This is a genomic window from Piscinibacter sp. XHJ-5 (assembly GCF_029855045.1).
Taxonomy (GTDB): Bacteria; Pseudomonadota; Gammaproteobacteria; order Burkholderiales; family Burkholderiaceae_C; genus Albitalea.
Genome location: NZ_CP123228.1, coordinates 5,199,524 through 5,216,656 on the forward strand (window position 1 = coordinate 5,199,524; position 17,133 = coordinate 5,216,656).

General features: G+C 69.6%; 10 protein-coding genes and 1 tRNA gene. 2 read left to right on the forward strand and 9 right to left on the reverse strand.

Annotation, left to right across the window (positions count from 1 at the left end):
- Positions 1–29: 29 nt before the first annotated feature.
- The gene (locus tag P7V53_RS24570; RefSeq protein ID WP_280152119.1) at positions 30–3,083 is read right to left on the reverse strand and encodes an AAA family ATPase; all 3,054 of its coding nucleotides are present in this window, start codon (positions 3,081–3,083) and stop codon (positions 30–32) included.
- A 258-nt stretch (positions 3,084–3,341) separates the two neighbouring features.
- Here P7V53_RS24570 and P7V53_RS24575 point away from each other — a divergent pair, with 258 nt between their 5' ends.
- Positions 3,342–5,015: a hypothetical protein gene (locus tag P7V53_RS24575; protein ID WP_280152120.1), complete on the forward strand. Its 1,674-nt coding sequence runs from the start codon at positions 3,342–3,344 to the stop codon at positions 5,013–5,015.
- A gap of 1,763 nt (positions 5,016–6,778) precedes the next feature.
- On the opposite strand, the gene P7V53_RS24580 is transcribed toward P7V53_RS24575, so the two are convergent.
- The 5 genes from P7V53_RS24580 to hemC all read right to left on the reverse strand — a co-directional run bounded on the left by P7V53_RS24580 (position 6,779) and on the right by hemC (position 10,944).
- A tRNA-Arg gene (locus P7V53_RS24580) sits at positions 6,779–6,855 on the reverse strand.
- Between the two features lie 30 nt (positions 6,856–6,885).
- Positions 6,886–8,133, reverse strand: coding sequence for a heme biosynthesis HemY N-terminal domain-containing protein (locus tag P7V53_RS24585; protein WP_280152121.1), 1,248 nt, complete (start codon positions 8,131–8,133; stop codon positions 6,886–6,888).
- Positions 8,134–9,237, reverse strand: a complete 1,104-nt coding sequence (locus tag P7V53_RS24590; RefSeq protein ID WP_348273451.1) for a uroporphyrinogen-III C-methyltransferase — start codon at positions 9,235–9,237, stop codon at positions 8,134–8,136.
- On the reverse strand, positions 9,234–9,992 hold the full coding sequence (locus P7V53_RS24595; RefSeq protein ID WP_280152122.1) for a uroporphyrinogen-III synthase: 759 nt from the start codon (positions 9,990–9,992) through the stop codon (positions 9,234–9,236). The genes P7V53_RS24590 and P7V53_RS24595 overlap by 4 nt, the downstream gene beginning before the upstream one ends.
- 4 nt (positions 9,993–9,996) lie before the next feature.
- Positions 9,997–10,944, reverse strand: a complete 948-nt coding sequence (hemC, locus tag P7V53_RS24600) for a hydroxymethylbilane synthase (protein WP_280152123.1) — start codon at positions 10,942–10,944, stop codon at positions 9,997–9,999.
- 145 nt (positions 10,945–11,089) lie between these two features.
- On the opposite strand from hemC, the gene ppc reads away from it, so the two are divergent.
- A complete protein-coding gene (gene ppc / locus P7V53_RS24605) occupies positions 11,090–13,879 on the forward strand; it encodes a phosphoenolpyruvate carboxylase (RefSeq protein WP_280152124.1) in 2,790 nt (929 codons plus the stop codon).
- Positions 13,880–13,902: 23 nt separating this feature from the next.
- On the opposite strand, the gene P7V53_RS24610 is transcribed toward ppc, so the two are convergent.
- The 3 genes from P7V53_RS24610 to P7V53_RS24620 all read right to left on the reverse strand — a co-directional run bounded on the left by P7V53_RS24610 (position 13,903) and on the right by P7V53_RS24620 (position 17,120).
- On the reverse strand, positions 13,903–15,141 hold the full coding sequence (locus P7V53_RS24610; RefSeq protein WP_280152125.1) for a hypothetical protein: 1,239 nt from the start codon (positions 15,139–15,141) through the stop codon (positions 13,903–13,905).
- A gap of 13 nt (positions 15,142–15,154) precedes the next feature.
- The gene (locus P7V53_RS24615; RefSeq protein WP_280152126.1) at positions 15,155–15,919 is read right to left on the reverse strand and encodes a LytTR family DNA-binding domain-containing protein; all 765 of its coding nucleotides are present in this window, start codon (positions 15,917–15,919) and stop codon (positions 15,155–15,157) included.
- Between the two features lie 88 nt (positions 15,920–16,007).
- On the reverse strand, positions 16,008–17,120 hold the full coding sequence (locus P7V53_RS24620; RefSeq protein ID WP_280152127.1) for a histidine kinase: 1,113 nt from the start codon (positions 17,118–17,120) through the stop codon (positions 16,008–16,010).
- Positions 17,121–17,133: the final 13 nt, after the last annotated feature.

A 17,133-nucleotide genomic window follows, 5' to 3' on the forward strand; every position in this document is an offset into this window, starting at 1 on the left:
CGCCTGACTGCTGCGGACGGCCCGGCGAACTAGCAGGCACCCTGGCTTTCCCGATCCCCCGGGTCCGGGGGATGACCCTGCCGAGCGGGCGTGCCGCAGCCACCATCGCGGCGCGCCGCCATGCTGACCTCCATTTCCCGCAGGACGGCAGCCTCCGCCTCGGTACGCCCACCGGACAGGCGCACGACGAGTCTCGACAACGCGAGACGCAGCGAGAATCGGCTTTGCAATGGCATCGCCGCAAGGAGGTTGCGAGCGCTCTGGAGGGCGGCGGTGACGTCGCCCTGCGCGGCGGCAGCCACCGCCTGCCAATACTTCGCCTGCACGACCATCTCGGGAATCCCGCGCTCGACTCCGAGGGCCTGAAGCTCCGCGGCCGTCGCCAGCACGGCCGCGGTTTTCCCTTGCGCATGGAGCCACTCGATCCTTGCCAGGACACCCCCCATCACCGCGTAGCCGAGCCGGGTGCGTTTCCAGCGGGCGATGTCGTCGGCCAGATCTGGCGCTTCGTCCACCCGCCCGAGGCGCACCAGTGCCATCGTCTCGATGGACGGAAGGAGTTGCGAAAAGAAGGAGACGCCCGCCGATTCGATCCGCAGGCGCGCGAGGCGCACGTGCTCCAGCGCGCTTTCGGGCATCTCCATTTCGAGCCGGCACCACGACAGGCATATCTCCGCCACGGCCTCCCAGCGCGGCATCCCGATCTTGTGGACGACGGACTCGACCGCCTCGAAGCACGCCTGCGCCTGCTCGAAACGTCCCAGAGACGACAGGATCACAGCCCGTCCGAGGCCGCACGGCAGAACGCACCAGGCGAAGTCGGCCTGCTTCGCGACTTCCATGCAGCGGTCGAATACGGCGAGCGCCTGCGCGTACTCCCCGCTGCCGTGAAGTCCCATGTGCATCCAACCCATCATGGAAAGGTTTTCGCACTGCTGGAACCTGTCACCCAGCTCGCACGAAAGCCGCAGCGAGATGTCGAAGTTTTCAAACGCCACGAGAGGTCGAGCATCCAGCGACGCGACTTCCGCTTGGCCATGGTACGCCTTGGCCAGCATGCTCTTGCCCAGGCCGTGCGCTCGACATGCGTTCATCACTTCCTCGAAGTAGCGCCCTGCCTCATCGTTGCGCTCGAGGGTCCATGCGATGTCGCCCAGCCAATAATTGGCCAATGCCACCGCCGCGTGATCCTGCGCGGCGCGTGCTGACGAAAGCGAATCCTCGAGCGCGGCGATTCCCTCGGCGTAACGATCTGCCCGCTGGAAGGTCATTCCGAGAATCGTAAGCAAGCGCTGTCGAGCAGCCGCCATGCCGTTGCGCTCGCTTTCCGCGATGGCCTCGCGAAGGTCTGCAGCGCCGGAGTCAACATCCGACAACAAGGCGCGAACGGCCCCACGGCGCTCGAGCAGGTCGATCCGAACGGCGTGGGTGCTGGCAAGACGATGAGCGGCACAGTGGTAGAGCGCAGCGGTGTAGTGGGTCTCGGCCGTGCGAAGGCCGAGAAGCTTCTGCGCATGATCGCCGGCCATCGTGCGCTGCTCCATGGCGAGCGCCCACGACCCGGCCGCTTCGGCATGCTCCGCGACGACCGCGGCCTGCGCGCTGGTCTTGCCGGCGGCATGCGTCATGTGCTCCGCGACTCGCCGGTGGAGCGACCTGCGCCGTGCCCTGGACAGCTCCTGGTACACCGATTCGCGCAGCTTGTCGTGCGCGAAGTCGTAGTGGACACCGTCGTCGTCCTCGACCAGCCAGCCATGCCGGATCAGCTCGTCCAGCGCGTCGAGCGCGGCATCCTCGGCGAGTTGCGATGCTCCCCGCAGCAGATCGAAATCGAAGCGCCGCCCCAGCACCGATGCGGCATTCAGCATGTCGCGCGTCGCGGGGCTCAGTCCGCCGAGTCGCCGTTGCACCGCCGTATGGAGGGTGGCAGGCAGCACGCGGCTTGCCCGCGCGCCCGCCATCAGGGTCGACGGCGAGGTGGATGGCTCGGGATCGAGAACGACATGCAGCATCTCGCGCAGGAAGAACGGATTGCCCGCGCTCTCGGCGTAAAGCCGTTCGACCGTAGCCCGATCGGCGGCCTGTCCCAGCAGTGCCTCGAGCAGCGCGCCGACATCGCCGCGACTCAAGCGGGAGAGCGTCATCGGCTCGGCGTGCTCCAGTTCGTTCAGCGCGGACAGGGAGCGCGCGAAGTCCGGTTCCGTCCTGGGGCTCTCCACGCGCGACGCGATAACCAGCATCAGTGCGGACACGCCCGCATGGCGTGCGATGCTGTGCAGCGCTTGCGCGCTCATGCCATCCAGCCATTGACAGTCGTCCACGGCCACCACCAGCCCGCGTGGAGCCGCGAGGGCATCGAACAGCTCGTCGATGGCGGCGAACAGCCTGACCTGCCGTGCCTCCGGAAACGCGTTGGATAGCTCCGGCAGCGGCTGCAGGCGAGGTGCGAGGGCCGGGGCGATCGCAGACAGCTCGCCGCGTGAGATGTCCTGCAGCCCGCCCAGCCGCACGTCGCCCAGCTGGTCCGCGGCCGCCTGCACCAGCTTCACCAGAGCGCAGTACGGAACGCCCGTCTCGATCTCGAAGCACTTGGTCTTGACGACCGGCAGCTCCAGCTGGGCGGCGAGCTCGACGGTCTCGGTCAGCATGCGGCTCTTGCCACCACCCGGCTCGCCGGTCACCAGCACCACGCGGCCGCTGCGCGTCCGCAGCTGTGCCAGCCATCCGCGCAAGCGTGCCAGCTCCGGTTCACGACCCACGAGCGGGAGGATCTGCGGCCACGCCAGCGCGCTCGCCCCGTGGCTGCCACGGGCCGGCGAAACCGTGCCGGGCACTAGGGCCGGGTGCCCGGGATGGCCGCGGGACGCAGCAAGGAAACGGCCGCGATCCGCGCTGCCAAGCTGCAGGTGCGACGCCAGCCGCTGGGCCAGCCTTTCGGAAGGTTGCCGCTCCCCCGCTTCGATCTTGCGGATGGCGTGGGACGAGCAGCTGACCCGCTCGCCGAGCTGTTGCTGCGTCAGCCCGAGCGCAAGACGCTCGCTGCGGACCCATTCTCCAAAGCTTCGCGCGGCTGGCGGCACCACGAGCGACCTCCAATCGGCTGACGAGTCTACGCCCCGTGGCGACGGCTTCGTAGCGGGGTTCGTGGCCACTTGTCCCGCTGTCTGTCACGGGTCCGGCGCCCGGTTGTCACGCCGCGCCGACACCGCCATCGCGTCCTCCGGCCGTCAAATGGCCTGCCGCTCGAGTCCCCCGATTCATCGGGGGCACCCCATGCGTGCACTGTCCGGCGAGACCCTCGGGTCCGCCGGGGAGCGACCGCCTTTTCAAGGAGAGGAATCGTGAAACTGATTACTGCAAAGGTGTTCCACGGGGTTTGGCCTACCTCCATCGGCCGATCCGCGGCGTTGCCCCTCGTCGTCGCCATGGCTGCCCTCGCCGCATGCGGCGGCGGAGGAAGCGACGTGGCCGAACCGGCTTCCACCGAGTCGACGTCGAGAACCGTGCAAGCGGCTGCTGTCACCGGAGGCATCCAGATTGCGCTGCAGCCGGACAACGTCATCGGCGCCGGCTACAACGCGGAAACGCATCGGTATGAGGCCTCATTCATCCGAAGCACGCTGACGGCGCCGACGCACCGGAAGATGATCGCCGACGTGTGCAGCTTCGGGGAGACCGTGTCGGTCGAGGTGGAAACCGCCGACGAGGCCAAGCCGTGTAACGTGCGGACGCTGTCGGTGCGCACCCTGCCGCAAGGCGTCAGCTCGCTCGTGCTCGCTCTGACCGGTCCTCACCCGGTGCTCCCCGGAGGGTCCATCGAGATCGAGAAGTTCACCGTCGTCACCGAAGCGTTCCGAGGCGACGGCACCTGCATTCCGAAGAACCGCAATCGGCCTCCGGTGCGCAAGGTCACCGACTGTCGACACTCGTTCTCGGTGCCGCTGCCCTCCAATCCGCTGGGCCTTGCGGAGCACGCCATCAAGGCGGAGGCCTTCAGCGGGACGAGCGTCGTTCAGACGGCCTCGGTGCCGGTAAAGGTTCCGAAACGTGTTCCGTTGATCGTCTCCGTGGGCGACTCCTACGCCTCAGGCGAAGGGAACCCCGACAGGCCAGGCGCCTCGCTGGCCGGCTCGGTGTTCTACGGACAGAACTGCTTCACGGATACGTCCCAGATGTACAAGTTCGATAGAAAGCCCGAGATGGCGAGGAAGCCCGTCTGGTACGACGCACGCGATCATCGATCGCTCAAGTCGGCCCCTGCCCTGGCGGCCAAGAAGATCCAGAAGGACTGGCCGTATGCAGTCTTCCTGTCATTCGCCAAGTCCGGGGCCAAGGTCGACGGGATCGTGGAGCAATTGCGGCAGGTGAGAGAGACCGTCGGCGACCACCGCATCGATGCGCTCCTCGTCTCGGCCGGCGGCAACGACGCGGGCTTCGCCGATATCCTCGCCGCACTGACGACCAACATATTCGGTGGAGCGCAACCACTGAATTCGTTCATGGAGAAGCTGCTGCAGCTGCGTGACGCGGAATACCCGAAGCTGGCGCCTGCGCTTGACGGCCTGCAGATCGGCCACGTGCTCATGACCGAGTACCCGGGCCGCCTCTTCAACAACGCATCGGGCCAGCCGGCTCATGGCTGCGAGGTGTTCGAAGACGCGACGACCGGGGTGTTCGACGTCACGGCGCAGGAAGCGGGCTACTTCAACACCATGGGAGATCTGCTCAACAGTGAGATCGGCATCCTCGTCGAGCGACGGAATGCGGCCCTTAGGCAACTGGGGCAGCCGGCCAACTGGCGGCGCATCGGCGGCCTGGCCGAGCTTTTCGACCGGCACGGGTACTGCTCCACGGCCGTCAAATACTACCGATGGGCAGAAGACTCCTGCGATCAACAGGGCGATTTCGATGGGACGATGCATCCGAACGAGGCAGGTTCCGCAGCGATCGCCAATGAGATCGAGAAGGAACTGCGGCTGGTCATGCCGGACCTGCGTGAGGGCACCGTCAAATAGGCCTCGTTGCTCGAATCCGCCGATTCTCGCGCGCGCGTCCGGAACGTACCGCTCCGGTGCTGCACGCGCTTGGTCGGCGGATCGTCGCGGTGCTCGACCGTCCAGCGCGACCGCGGGCAACGCTGGCAGCACGCGCGTATGCTGCCGTGCGTTGGACCGCACCTCATTCGTCAGCGTCTCTTCCACACTCATCCACGGCTCCTGCCATGGCGGAAACATCCGGTTCGAGCTCAGCTGGGAGCCCGAGGCCGGGGAGATACCCGCGCGGGCTTGCGGTTGCACCTTCTGCCAGAAGCATGGAGGCGTGTGGACGTCATGTCCCACCGGCACTCTCTCCGTCGAGGTGGCACATCCCACCCGCGTCAGTCACTACACCTTCGGTACGAAGACTGCGCTTTGACGTCTGCGGCACCCGCGGAGCGGTGCGGTCGTCACGAGCGAGATCGATGGGACCGCCTACGCCGGTCAACGTCAACTTCGAGGACGTGGACCCGGCGCGGCTGCGACGAACACCCGGGCGCTTCGACGGAGAGGATGAGGCCAGCCGCCTAGCCCGCAGGGCCCCGAACTGGATCCCGCGCGTGCGCTTCACGGGTTAGTTGTTTGCAAACGATGCTTCAGTCTTCGATGCCTGGGACGCGTGGGAGTACGAGCTTCTCGGCGCCTGGCGAACGATGTGCAAGACTGGTTCGGGTCGCTCGGCTCGGATAAGGTGCTCGTCGAAGTCGGCCGGCTGCGGTCCCATGCCGATGGCGACCCGGCTTGTGGCCACGACTTCTTGTCTTCTCGGCCGTGGCTCCCGACGGGCAACGTCTTCGGTCGTTGATCAACCGGACTACGCTGCAGATGCCCCGAGAGGCGGCGGCATGGAGGATCGTGCATGCCCACCTCTCGCTACCCGTTGACGGTGTGTCGAAGAAGGCACTGCTCGAACGCCGCTGACGGAGGGCAGCGTGGCACCTTCGGGTAGCGCTTGAGGAAGGGCGCAGCGTATCGACTGCCCGGAACGTCCGTTGGCGGATAGCGGCCGCTCGCGGATGACCGCACCTGGCCGGCTTGAGGCCGCCAGTTTTTCAAGGCGACCAGCCGCTAAGCCTCAGAGAGCTGTCGGCGAACGATCCAGCAGCCACTGTGCCGCTGTCGTCAGGTCAGCGGTCGATCGCTCCATCTACTGGATCGAGCGTTTCCAACTTTCCAACCGATGGTCAGGCTGCAGTTGGCGACGCACAGTTGGTCGGCGCAAAGCGGCCCTAGCAGCGTCCCCACGAAGCAGGTCAAGCGAGCACGACAGTGAAGCGTGAAACCGAGTGGGTCAGCTTCTGAGCGGGAGTGGGCCAGGTGCGGTGAGCGTTGAGACGCTGGGGCGCCAATTAGCGTTGCGACCCGAGGGTGTGCGCTTCATCGGCATGTACTTGCGTTGCTTCATGCGATGCGCCGGCACTGGCGAACCGGCTTGCGCATTCGTTCGCAAGGATGAAGTGCCTTCGAGCCGGACAAGCAGGGATCGAGGCCATCACCAGCGTCCTTGCCATGCGCGCGAACGAGATCGTCAAAGGCGATTCGCATCGCGACACCAAGTGGTCTTGAGGTCAAGATGACTTGGTGAAGTCACGCAACCCACATCATCAAGACGAGCCTCCGCCCCAATGAGAGCTTCGCTCTACGAGGTCAAGATGACTTGGTGCCTACTCACGCAGAGTCACGCAGAAAGACAAACGGCTTAGAGGCGCAGGTCTCTAAGCCGTTGATCTAGAAGTAGAAATTGGCGCGGCTGGCAGGATTCGAACCCACGACCCCTTGGTTCGTAGCCAAGTACTCTATCCAACTGAGCTACAGCCGCGTAAGCCCGCAACTATAGCACGACTCGGCGCTAAGCCAGCCGGGCGGCGGCTTCGAAGCAGCGGACGGCGCGTTCGCGCTGACCTTCTTCCTCGGCCATGCGGGCCATCGTGAGCCAGGCGTGGCGGCGCTGTGCGAGCGGCAGCTCGGGGTCGTCGGCGGCGCTTTCCAGGAGCTGGCGCGCCTTGCCCCACAGCTTGCGCTCGGCCAGCGCACTGCCGACCGCGTGCGCGATGGCAGGCTCGCGCGGGAAGGCCTGCGCGGCCGCCTCGAGGCGGGACAGCCACTCGGGGCCCATGCCCGGAAGTGCTGCGACGAGCGCGATGGCGACCGCGGCCCGGTCGTCGGCGCTGAGCTCGCCCAGGCGCTCCCAGAACGGCCGCAGCCAGGCGCGCCCTTCTTCCGGCGCGCCCAGCTCGGCGGCGCGATGCGCCGCGCCGGCCGCGACGCACGGGTCGCGACGATCGGCGTTGTCGAACTGGAGCCACACGCGTCGCAGCTGGTCGATGTCGCGCGCCGTGGCCAGCGATTCCGATGCCAGCGAGCGCAGCAAGCCCTGCGCCGCGACCTTGGAGAAGCCCTGGTGCTTGGCAAGCAGCCGCGCGGTCTTGAGCGCCTCCTGCGGCTGCCGGCCCAGCCGCGTGGCCTGCAGCTTGAGTCGCAGCGCATGAGTGCGACGCGCCACGCCGGGCGGCAGCTCGGCAAGCAGCTCCAGCGCGCGGGCGGCGTCGCGGTCGTCGAGCGCCCACTCGGCTGCGAGCAGCCGGGCGCCCTCTTCCGCGGATCGTGCGGCGAAGCTGGTGCGCGCCAGCTCCAGCGCACGCTTGAGCTCGTCGTCGCGTTTGGCGCGGTCCTGCAGGCGGTGCGCGCTGCCGGCGGCGAGCAGGTGACCGAGCACGGTGAACTCGTTGTCCTGCGTCAGATCCGGCGTGTCGGCCTGGATGGCCAGCGCCCGCTGTGCCGCCGATTGAGCGCGGCTGTAGCGACCGCCGAAGTACTGGGCCAGCGCATCGCGCAACGCCGCCTGTGCGGTGCGGTCGCGCCGCGCGACGCGCCACTCGTGCGCTCGCTGCGGCAGCCCGGTCAGCGAGTGCACCGCCTGGATCACCGACGCGAGCACGAAGCAGGTTCCGACCAGCGCCAGGAGGAACAGGTTCAGCGAGGTATCCAGCCGCCACGTGCCCCAGTAGATGCTGACGATGCCGTCATTGGTGCCCAGGGTCGTCGCGGCGACGACGGCCACCGCGGAGATCAGCAGGAACCAGATGACGGCACGCATTCAACGGCCCGCCGAGGCGGCCGACAAGGCTGCCAGCGTGTCGTCCGGCCGCGGCACGCCGACGTGCCGCGCCTGTGTCGCGACCTGGCGGACCAGATCGGTCGCGAGCGCATGGCGGCGCGAGCCGCGGTCGAAGTAGCGATCGAGCGCCGACTGCGCCACCTGCAGGTCGGCCTGCGCCGCGTCGTATTGGCGCGCCAGCAGGGCGAGGCGTGCGTTGAGCAGGCGCAGCTTGAGGTTCTCGCGCACGAAGTACGCCTGCTCCGGCACGAGCAGCATCGCCTCGGGATGATCGATGCGGGTCACGCGCACCAGCGACCGCACTTCGGACCAGACGCGATCGGTGAACTCGCGCCAGGTGGTGTCGAGCACGCTTGCCCAGGCCGCGGCGCTGGCCTCCGGCGCCACCGGCGCGCTGCGTTGCGCCTGCCTGGACAGCGGCGACGACGCCGGCTTGCGCGGCTCGACGACCGACAGCAGCGGCAGCTCGTCGACCAGGCGCACCGCCTCGTCGAGCCGGATGCTGAGTGTCGGCAGATCGGTGACGCCGACCGCCTTCACGCGATCGAGGTCGCGGGCAATGGCACGGCGCACGCCTTCGAGGCGCGGCTGGTTGTAGCGCGCCAGCCGCTCGTCGGCCTGCTTCAGCGCCGACACCAGCGGCTCTGCAGTGCCGGTGATCGCGGTCTGCTGCAGCGCGACGCGGATCGCGGCATCGATGTCGACGACCACGTTCTCGTCACGCGAGCGCGACAGTGACTGGATCAGGTCCTCGAGCTGGCTGCGCTGGATGGCGACCTCGGCCACACGCGCCTCCAGCAGCGCGATCTTGGCCGCGTTGTCGCGCATCCCATCGCTCGCCTGCTTGGCCAATGTGCGCGCCTCGACCGCCTGGCTTCCGCTGTCCTGCTGGCGCCGCACCAGCTCCTGCTGCAGCAGCTTGATGCGCTGCTGCGCCATCCAGGCCACGATGAGCGCGAGCAGCGCGATCGCGAGCAGCAGCCCGGCGCCGGCCCACCACCAGCGCCTCGGCACGGGCATCTCGGCGGACGGTGCCGCCGGCACGGCGGGGGCGGGAAGGACTTCGATCGGCGGTTGGCTCACGATGCGATCGATTGTATGCAGGCCACCACGGCGTCCAGCGTGGGGCGCGTCTCGTGGACCTGCCCGAACCCGCTCTCGCGCGCGCGGCTCGCGATGCGCGGATGCGTCGCCACCGCGCGCGCCGTGCCCCACTCGCGGCCCGGGCACGCTCGCAGCAGATGGTCGATGGCTTCGGAGCTGCTGAAGAACCACAGGTGCTGCGCCGGCTGGTCCAGCGCGGCGTCGAGCAGGCGCCGCGCGTCGGCTTCGAAGGTCGGCGCCGCGCGTCGGTAGGCCGACACGAAGCTCACGTGCGCGCCGTGTGCGCGCAAGGTGTCGGCCAGCCACTCGCGCCCGCCGTCACCGCGCACGATCAGCGCGGAGGCGCCGCGCCACGGCTCGTCGCGCAGGCGCTGCCACAGCGCTTCGGAATCGAACTGCGCCGCATCCGCGGCGGGCTCCACGATCGCAGCCGCCGGCACCTGCAGGCTGCGCAGCGCCCGAGTCGTGCCGGGGCCCACCGAGCCCGCGAGCACTCCCGGCGGCCAGGCCGCGCCCTGCGGCCGATGACGAAAGAACGATTCGGCGGCATTGGGACTGACGAAGACCGCGATGCGATGCTGCGCGAGACTGTGCCAGGCCGCATGCACCGCCCCCACGTCGGCCGGCGGCCCGATGTCGATCAGCGGCAGCGCCACGGCCTCGATGCCGTGGGTCCGCAGCGACCGCACCCACGCGGCCGCCTGCGCGGCAGGGCGTGTGACGATGACACGCATGCGTTCAGTGCGCCAGGTAGTCGGCCGCGCCCTGCTCGCGCAGCGATGCGGCAGCGCGCTCGCCGAGGGCGCGCGCTTCGGCCACCGACGTGACCGGCGCAGCGGCCTGCGCTCGCAGCAGCGGCGCGTCGGCGCGGCCGGAATGACCCAGCGCGGTGTGCAGTTGCAGCTCGTCGCCATGCCACGCCGCGAAGGCGGCCAACGGCACGCTGCAGCTTCCGCCGAGCGCGCGCGACACCGCGCGCTCCGCCTCCACCGCCAGCAGTGTGGGCGTGTGCGTCAGCGCGGGCAGCACGCCACGCAGCTGCTGCGCGTCGGTTCGGATCTCCAGGCCGAGGGCTCCCTGGCCGGCGCACGGCAGCATCTGCCCGGGCTCGAACACGCCGCGGATGCGTGCGGCAAGACCCAGCCGCTTGAGGCCGGCGGCGGCCAGCACGATCGCGTCGTAGCGGTCTTCGTCGAGCTTGCGCAGCCGCGTGTCGAGGTTGCCGCGCAAGGGCTCGATCACCAGGTCGGGACGCAGCGCACGCAGCTGGACGACACGTCGCAGGCTCGAGGTGCCCACGCGTGCGCCCTGCGGCAACTCGGCCAGCATCGCGTAGCGGCCCGACACGAAGGCATCGCGAGGATCTTCGCGCTCGAGGACGGCCGCCAGCTCGAAGCCCGGCGGCAGGTCCATCGGCACATCCTTCAGCGAATGGACGGCGAGCTGCGCGCGCCCTTCTTCCAGCGCGGTCTCCAGCTCCTTCACGAACAGGCCCTTGCCGCCGACCTTGGCGAGCGAGCGGTCGAGAATCTGGTCGCCTCGCGTCGTCATGCCGAGCAGCTGCACCTCGGCGCCGAAGTGCTTCACGAGCAGGTCGCGAACATGCTGCGCCTGCCACAGCGCGAGGCGGCTCTCGCGGGTCGCGATGGTGACGGACAGCGGGGTCGAGGGGGGGGCGAAAGGCATGCGGCCATGCTAACGCCTCGTGGCGTCGCAGATCAGGTCCAACCTGCTCTCCGCACCGTTGGCGCGGGGGTGCCGGGGGGCTGTTTTCTCGCCCGATGACCGATGTAATTGGGTTACATTGACGGCCTCCCGGAGCCCACCCCCCATGACCGCATCTGCCGCCCAGCGTGCGTCGAGCGACGCCGCCGAGAAGAACCGACCTCTTGTCGAAGACATCCGGCTGCTCGGCCGCATTCTCGGAGACGTGATCCGCGAGCAGGAGGGAAAGGATGCCTTCGAGCTGATCGAGCGCGTGCGCAAGCTGTCGGTGGCCTACCGCCTCAAGAGCGACGCGCAGGCCGGCCGCGCGCTCGACCGGCTGCTGAAGAACCTTTCGGGCGACCAGACGGTCAGCGTCATCCGGGCCTTCAGCTATTTCTCGCACCTGGCCAACATCGCCGAGGATCGGCACCACGTGCGCCGGCGCGATCACCACGAGCGGCAGGGCCACCTGCAGGAAGGCTCGCTCACGATGTCGCTGGAGCGGCTGGCCAACGCCGGCATCCGCGCGGCCGACATCGTCGGCGCCCTTCGGCGCGCGCACATCTCGCCGGTGCTGACCGCGCACCCGACGGAGGTGCAGCGCAAGAGCATCCTGGACGCAGAGCGCGCGATCGCGCAGCTGGTGGAGGCGCGCGAGACCTTGCCCACCGAACGGGACCGCGCCGACAACGAGGCGCTCATCCGCGCGCGCGTCACGCAGCTCTGGCAGACGCGCATGCTGCGCACGGCCAAGCTCAGCGTCTCCGACGAGATCGAGAACGCGCTGTCCTATTACCACGCCACGTTTCTGCGCCAGATCCCGCGCCTGTACCGCGAGCTGGAGCACGCGCTGCCGGGACACGGCATCGCGACGTTCTTTCGAATGGGCAACTGGATCGGCGGCGACCGCGACGGCAATCCCTTCGTCACCGCCGACACGCTGCGCATGGCGCTGGCACGCCAGTCAGAGACGGTGCTGCGGTTCTACCTGACCGAGGTGCACGAGCTGGGCGCGGAGCTGTCGATCTCGGCCACGCTGGCGCCGGTGTCGGCCGAGATGCGCGCGCTGGCCGCGGCCTCGCCCGACCAGAACCCGCACCGCGAGGACGAGCCCTACCGCCGCGCGCTGATCGGCGTGTACGCGCGCCTCGCGGCCACGCTGCACGAGCTGACCGGCACCGAGGCCCTGCGCCACGCGGTGGCACCGCAGAACCCGTATCGCACGGCCGCCGAGCTGCTGGCGGACCTGCGCGTCGTCGAGGCATCGCTGATCTCGCACCACGCCGCGGCGCTCACCCAGCCGCGTCTTGCGCCGCTGATCCGCGCGGTGCAGGTCTTCGGCTTCCACCTGGCGACGGTGGACCTGCGGCAGAGTTCGGACAAGCACGAGGCGGTGGTCGCCGAGCTGCTGAAGGTGGCGCGCCTCGAGCCCGACTACAGCGCGCTCGACGAGCCGCAGCGCCGCCAGCTGCTGCTGAGGCTGCTCAACGACGCGCGACCGCTGCGCGTGCGCGCCGCCGCCTACAGCGAGCATGCGCAAAGCGAGCTGGCGATCTTCGAGGCCGCGCTGGTGATGCTGCAGCGCTACGGCCGCGAGTCGCTGCGCCACTACATCATCTCTCACACCGAGGACGTGAGCGACCTGCTCGAGGTGCTCGTGCTGTTCAAGGAGGTGGGCCTGCTGCGCGGCACGCTGGACGACCACGCCGAATCGGACCTCATCGTCGTGCCGCTGTTCGAAACCATCGCCGACCTGCGCCAGGCGGCGCCGATCATGCGCGGCTACTACGCCCTGCCCGGCATCACCGAGATGATGAAGCGCTCCGGCTGCGAGCAGGACATCATGCTGGGCTATAGCGACAGCAACAAGGACGGCGGCACCTTCACCAGCAACTGGGAGCTGTACTGCGCCGAGATCGCGCTGGTCGACCTGTTCGCCGAACTGGGCCGCGAGCAGGGCCTGACGCTGCGCCTGTTCCACGGCCGCGGCGGCACGGTGGGTCGCGGAGGCGGGCCCAGCTACCAGGCCATCCTCGCGCAGCCGCCCGGCACGGTGAACGGGCAGATCCGGCTCACCGAGCAAGGCGAGGTCATCGCGTCGAAGTACTCGCATCCCGAGATCGGGCGTCGCAACCTCGAGACGCTGGTCGCCGCTACCCTCGAAGCCACGCTGCTGCACCCCACGAAGAGCGCGCCCAAGGCCTTTCTCGAGGCGGCACGTGCCATCAGCGATGCCAGCTTCGCGGCCTACCGCAAGCTGGTCTACGAGACGCCCGGGTTCACCGACTATTTCTTCAGCGCGACGCCCATCCGCGAGATCGCGGAGCTCAACATCGGCTCGCGGCCGGCCTCGCGCAAGGCCACCCGCGCCATCGAGGACCTGCGCGCCATCCCATGGGGCTTCAGCTGGGGCCAGTGCCGCGTCGCGCTGCCCGGGTGGTGCGGCTTCGGCTCGGCCATCGAGCAGTACCTGGCCGACGCCAAGACGCGCAAGGAGCGTCTCGCGCTGCTGCAGCGCATGCACAAGCAGTGGCCCTTCTTTCGCGCGCTGATGTCCAACCTGGACATGGTGATCGCCAAGAGCGACCTCGGCATCGCGGCGCGCTACGTCGAGCTGGTCGAGGACAAGCGGCTGGGCAAGCGCATCTTCTCGCTGATCCGCGCCGAATGGCAGCGCACCGACGACGCGCTGTCGCTGATCACCGGCGAGAAGCAGCGACTCGCGTCGAATCCTTCGCTCGCGCGCTCGATCGAGCACCGCTTTCCGTACCTCGATCCGCTGAACCACCTGCAGGTGGAGCTGATGCGCCGCTATCGAGAGCGTCGCGACGGCGATCCGGGCATGGAACGCGTGCAGCGCGGGATTCACATCTCGATCAACGGGGTCGCGGCGGGCTTGCGCAACACGGGGTAGAGCCGGGAGAAAAACTCAGGCGCTCATCCACCGCCGCGCCTGACCTGCGGCGCCTTCTCCATCCGCTCCCGCGCCGCCTTCGCCCACTGCTCCGCATCGCGCCCCGATTGCCGGATGGCAACGCGCCCCGTTTCGACCTCGCCCTGCTCGGCCACGCTACGGTGGTGGGCCAGGCCGCGGCGGGCCCAGGCGCAGCTGAACGGATCGCCTTCGAGGGCCAGCGCGCGGCCCGTCACCTCGCCGATGGCGTCGCGTTCGGTCTTGAGCGCCTGAATCTTCTCGTCGGTCCAACCGACACGCTTGCCGATCGCGGCGCCGTTGGCATGCTCGATCAGCGTGGTCGAGCGCTGCACCAGCAGGTCGGCGATCTCGCCGCAGGTCTGGCGGCGCGCCGGGTCGCGTACCGCGGAATCGCTGCAGAAGGTGTGCGCGGTGCCGTAGGCAGGAAGGCTCCAGGCCGCCTGCTGCTCGAGGACCTCGCCCAGCAGGCGCACCGTGGGCAGCAGCGAAGCATCGTCGCGCGGCGCGTGCTGGAGCACCAGCGAAGGCAGCACGCCCGCGACGTCGTCCACGCGCTTGGCCTTGGCGACGCGCTGCATCGCCTCGGACACGCCGGCTTCGTCGCCGCGCTGCTGCGCCAGCGCCGCGACATACAACCACGGGGCGGCGTTGTCGGGGTCGAGCCGACTCCACTGGTCGGCGGACAGCAGCTGGCAGGAGCCGCGCTGCTGCGGCGGACGCACGCCGCCGCAGGCGCGAAAGGCCAGGCCGTAGGCGCGCGCGTCATGCCCGGTGGCCGCCGCGTTGGCGACCGCCTCCAGCGCCGCGGGACCGGGGGTGTCGAGCAGCGCGGCGGCGGCACGCGCAGCCTCGCCGCCATAGCGCATCGCCGTCACGCTGCGCAGGCGGACATCGCGGGTGTCGACCTGCTCGAGCAGGCTGGCGTCGACCGGCTTGTCGGCGGCGACCTTCAGCCGCCGCCCGCCGCAGGCCTCGATCTCGCGCACGGCGGTGACCGCGGCGACCGCGGTGCGCGGCGGCCCGCTGGCCGCGGACGTGGCGAGTGCCAGCGGACGCGAGGCCGGTGGCACATAGGCAAGCGGCAGCTCCTCGGCCGGCGGCTTGGCCGCTCGCTCCTCCCGGGGCGGGCTGGGCATCAGCACCAGCAGCACGACGACGACGGCCAGCCAGATCAAGCCGATGCGCACCACGCGCCCCCAGCTGAACGGCGGCGGGTCGTACCAGATGCGCGGCGCTGCCATCGCGTGCTTTCGCCTACAGGCCGGCGGCTACCAGCGCCTCGCGCACCGCCGTGGCCTGGCGCCGCGACACGGCGAGCCACTCGTCGACCGGCGCGACACGAACCGCCCAGCTCTCGCCGCCTTCTTCGTCGCTGCCGGCAATGGCGCGGCGCTCCAGGGCGCGCACCGCACGGCGTGCGACGAGCGCGTTGCGGTGCACGCGGATGAAGCGATTGCCGAGGCGCTGCTCCAGGTCGCTCAGCGCGTCGTCGAGCACATAGGTGTGGTCGGCCGTGCGCAGGGTCACGTACTTGAGCTCCGCCTTCAGGTACAGCACCTCCGAGACCGGCACGCGCACGATGCGCCCGCGGTCGCTGACCACCACCACCGGCTCGGCCTGCGCCGGCGGCGCGGCCGCCGGAAGCGCGAGCGCCAGACGCTGCGCCACACGCTGCAGCGCAGCGTGCAGGCGCTCGCGGCGCACCGGCTTGGTCAGGTAGTCGACGGCCTCGACGTCGAAGGCCTTCAGGGCGTGCTCGGCATGCGCGGTGACGAAGACGATGGCCGGCGCCTGCGGCCGCTGGCGAAGCTCGGCGGCGAGCTGCACGCCGTCGCGGCCCGGCATGTGGATGTCGAGCAGCATCAGGTCGCAATGCTGCGACTGCAGCCAGACCAGCGCCTGCGTCGAGTTGCCCACCTCGCCGACGACCACCGACTTCGGCTGCGGACAGTCCTCGACCAGCCCGCGCAGGCGCACGCGGGCCAGCTCTTCGTCATCGACCAGAAGCACACGAATCATGAGAACCCCCCGTCTGCGGAGTACCGCAGCCGACCCCCCAGGGGGATCTTGCCCGGCTTCGGGCAACCGTGCGCGCGGGCAAGTCCATTCATAGCGGCACCACGATCTGCACTCGATACACGTCCCGGTCTCGTCGGGTGTCGAAGTGCGCTGCGACATCGTGCATCAGGCGCAAGCGCTCACGCACGTTGGCCAGCGCCATGCCGCGGCCGGGCCGCGACGGCCCCTTGGGCACCGTGTTGGCGATCGACACCATGGCACGTCCCATCTTCACCCGGGTCCTGACCCGGATGATGCCTCCGTCGGGCGCCGGCTCGACGCCGTGGCGCACCGCGTTTTCCACGAGCGGCTGCAGCAGCAGCGGTGGCACGCGCGCGGCGCCGGCGTCGGCGTCGAGCTCCCAGCTCACCTGCAGGCGGCTGCCGAAGCGGATCTGCTCGATCGCAAGATAGCGCTGCGCGAGCTCGACCTCTTCGCCGAGGCTGACCGATTCGCCGGTGTCGGTGAGCGCCACGCGGAAGAGCTCGGCCAGGTCCTCGAGCACCCCCTCGGCGCGCGCCGGGTCGAGCCGCACCAGGCTCAGCGCCGTGTTCAGCGTGTTGAACAGAAAGTGCGGCCGGATGCGCGACTGCAGCTCGGCCAGGCGGGCCGTGGTGTCGGCCGGCAGCTTGGCCTTGGCGCGCAGCCGCAGCCACTGGAACATGACCGCGGCGAGGGCGGCCCCGGCCAGTGCCGGCGGAAGCCAGCGGCGCGCATCGAACGCCTCGAGGCCCGAGGCCGACACCAGGCCCCAGCCGAACGCCCCGCCGGCCGCGCCCAGCGCGGTCGCCACCGCCCACTGCGACGGCAAGGGCAGCCGGTCGAGCGAGCGCTTGAGCAGGCAGGCGGCCAGCAGCCACATCAGGACACCCGGCAGCGCGACGGCGAACGCGGTGGTCGCGAGCGACAGCCAGGACGCAACGCCGGGCGCGGCGAACATCACGCCGACCGCGACGACGCCGTTGACGAACAGCACCGCCCGCAGCACCACGCCGACGTGGCAGACGTCGAAGGCCGACGGCGCCGGCGCAGCGACGGCCGGTGCGTCGAACAGCGTGCTGCCGAAGGCGCTGCTGCGCAGCCCCGTGCGCGTCGACTCGGGCCACTCGCTCGGCGGGTGCGCGAGGCGGTCATCGTGGGCCGGTGACGATGGGGGCGGCATGGGGTGGTCGATA

What these genes read in the sequence shown, in the direction of transcription:
- P7V53_RS24620 (WP_280152127.1), bottom strand. Translation starts at nt 17,120, where the DNA reads ATGCCGCCCCCATCGTCACCGGCCCACGATGACCGCCTCGCGCACCCG.
- hemC (WP_280152123.1), bottom strand. Translation starts at nt 10,944, where the DNA reads ATGCCTTTCGCCCCCCCCTCGACCCCGCTGTCCGTCACCATCGCGACC.
- ppc (WP_280152124.1), top strand. Translation starts at nt 11,090, where the DNA reads ATGACCGCATCTGCCGCCCAGCGTGCGTCGAGCGACGCCGCCGAGAAG.
- P7V53_RS24615 (WP_280152126.1), bottom strand. Translation starts at nt 15,919, where the DNA reads ATGATTCGTGTGCTTCTGGTCGATGACGAAGAGCTGGCCCGCGTGCGC.
- P7V53_RS24610 (WP_280152125.1), bottom strand. Translation starts at nt 15,141, where the DNA reads ATGGCAGCGCCGCGCATCTGGTACGACCCGCCGCCGTTCAGCTGGGGG.
- P7V53_RS24595 (WP_280152122.1), bottom strand. Translation starts at nt 9,992, where the DNA reads ATGCGTGTCATCGTCACACGCCCTGCCGCGCAGGCGGCCGCGTGGGTG.
- P7V53_RS24585 (WP_280152121.1), bottom strand. Translation starts at nt 8,133, where the DNA reads ATGCGTGCCGTCATCTGGTTCCTGCTGATCTCCGCGGTGGCCGTCGTC.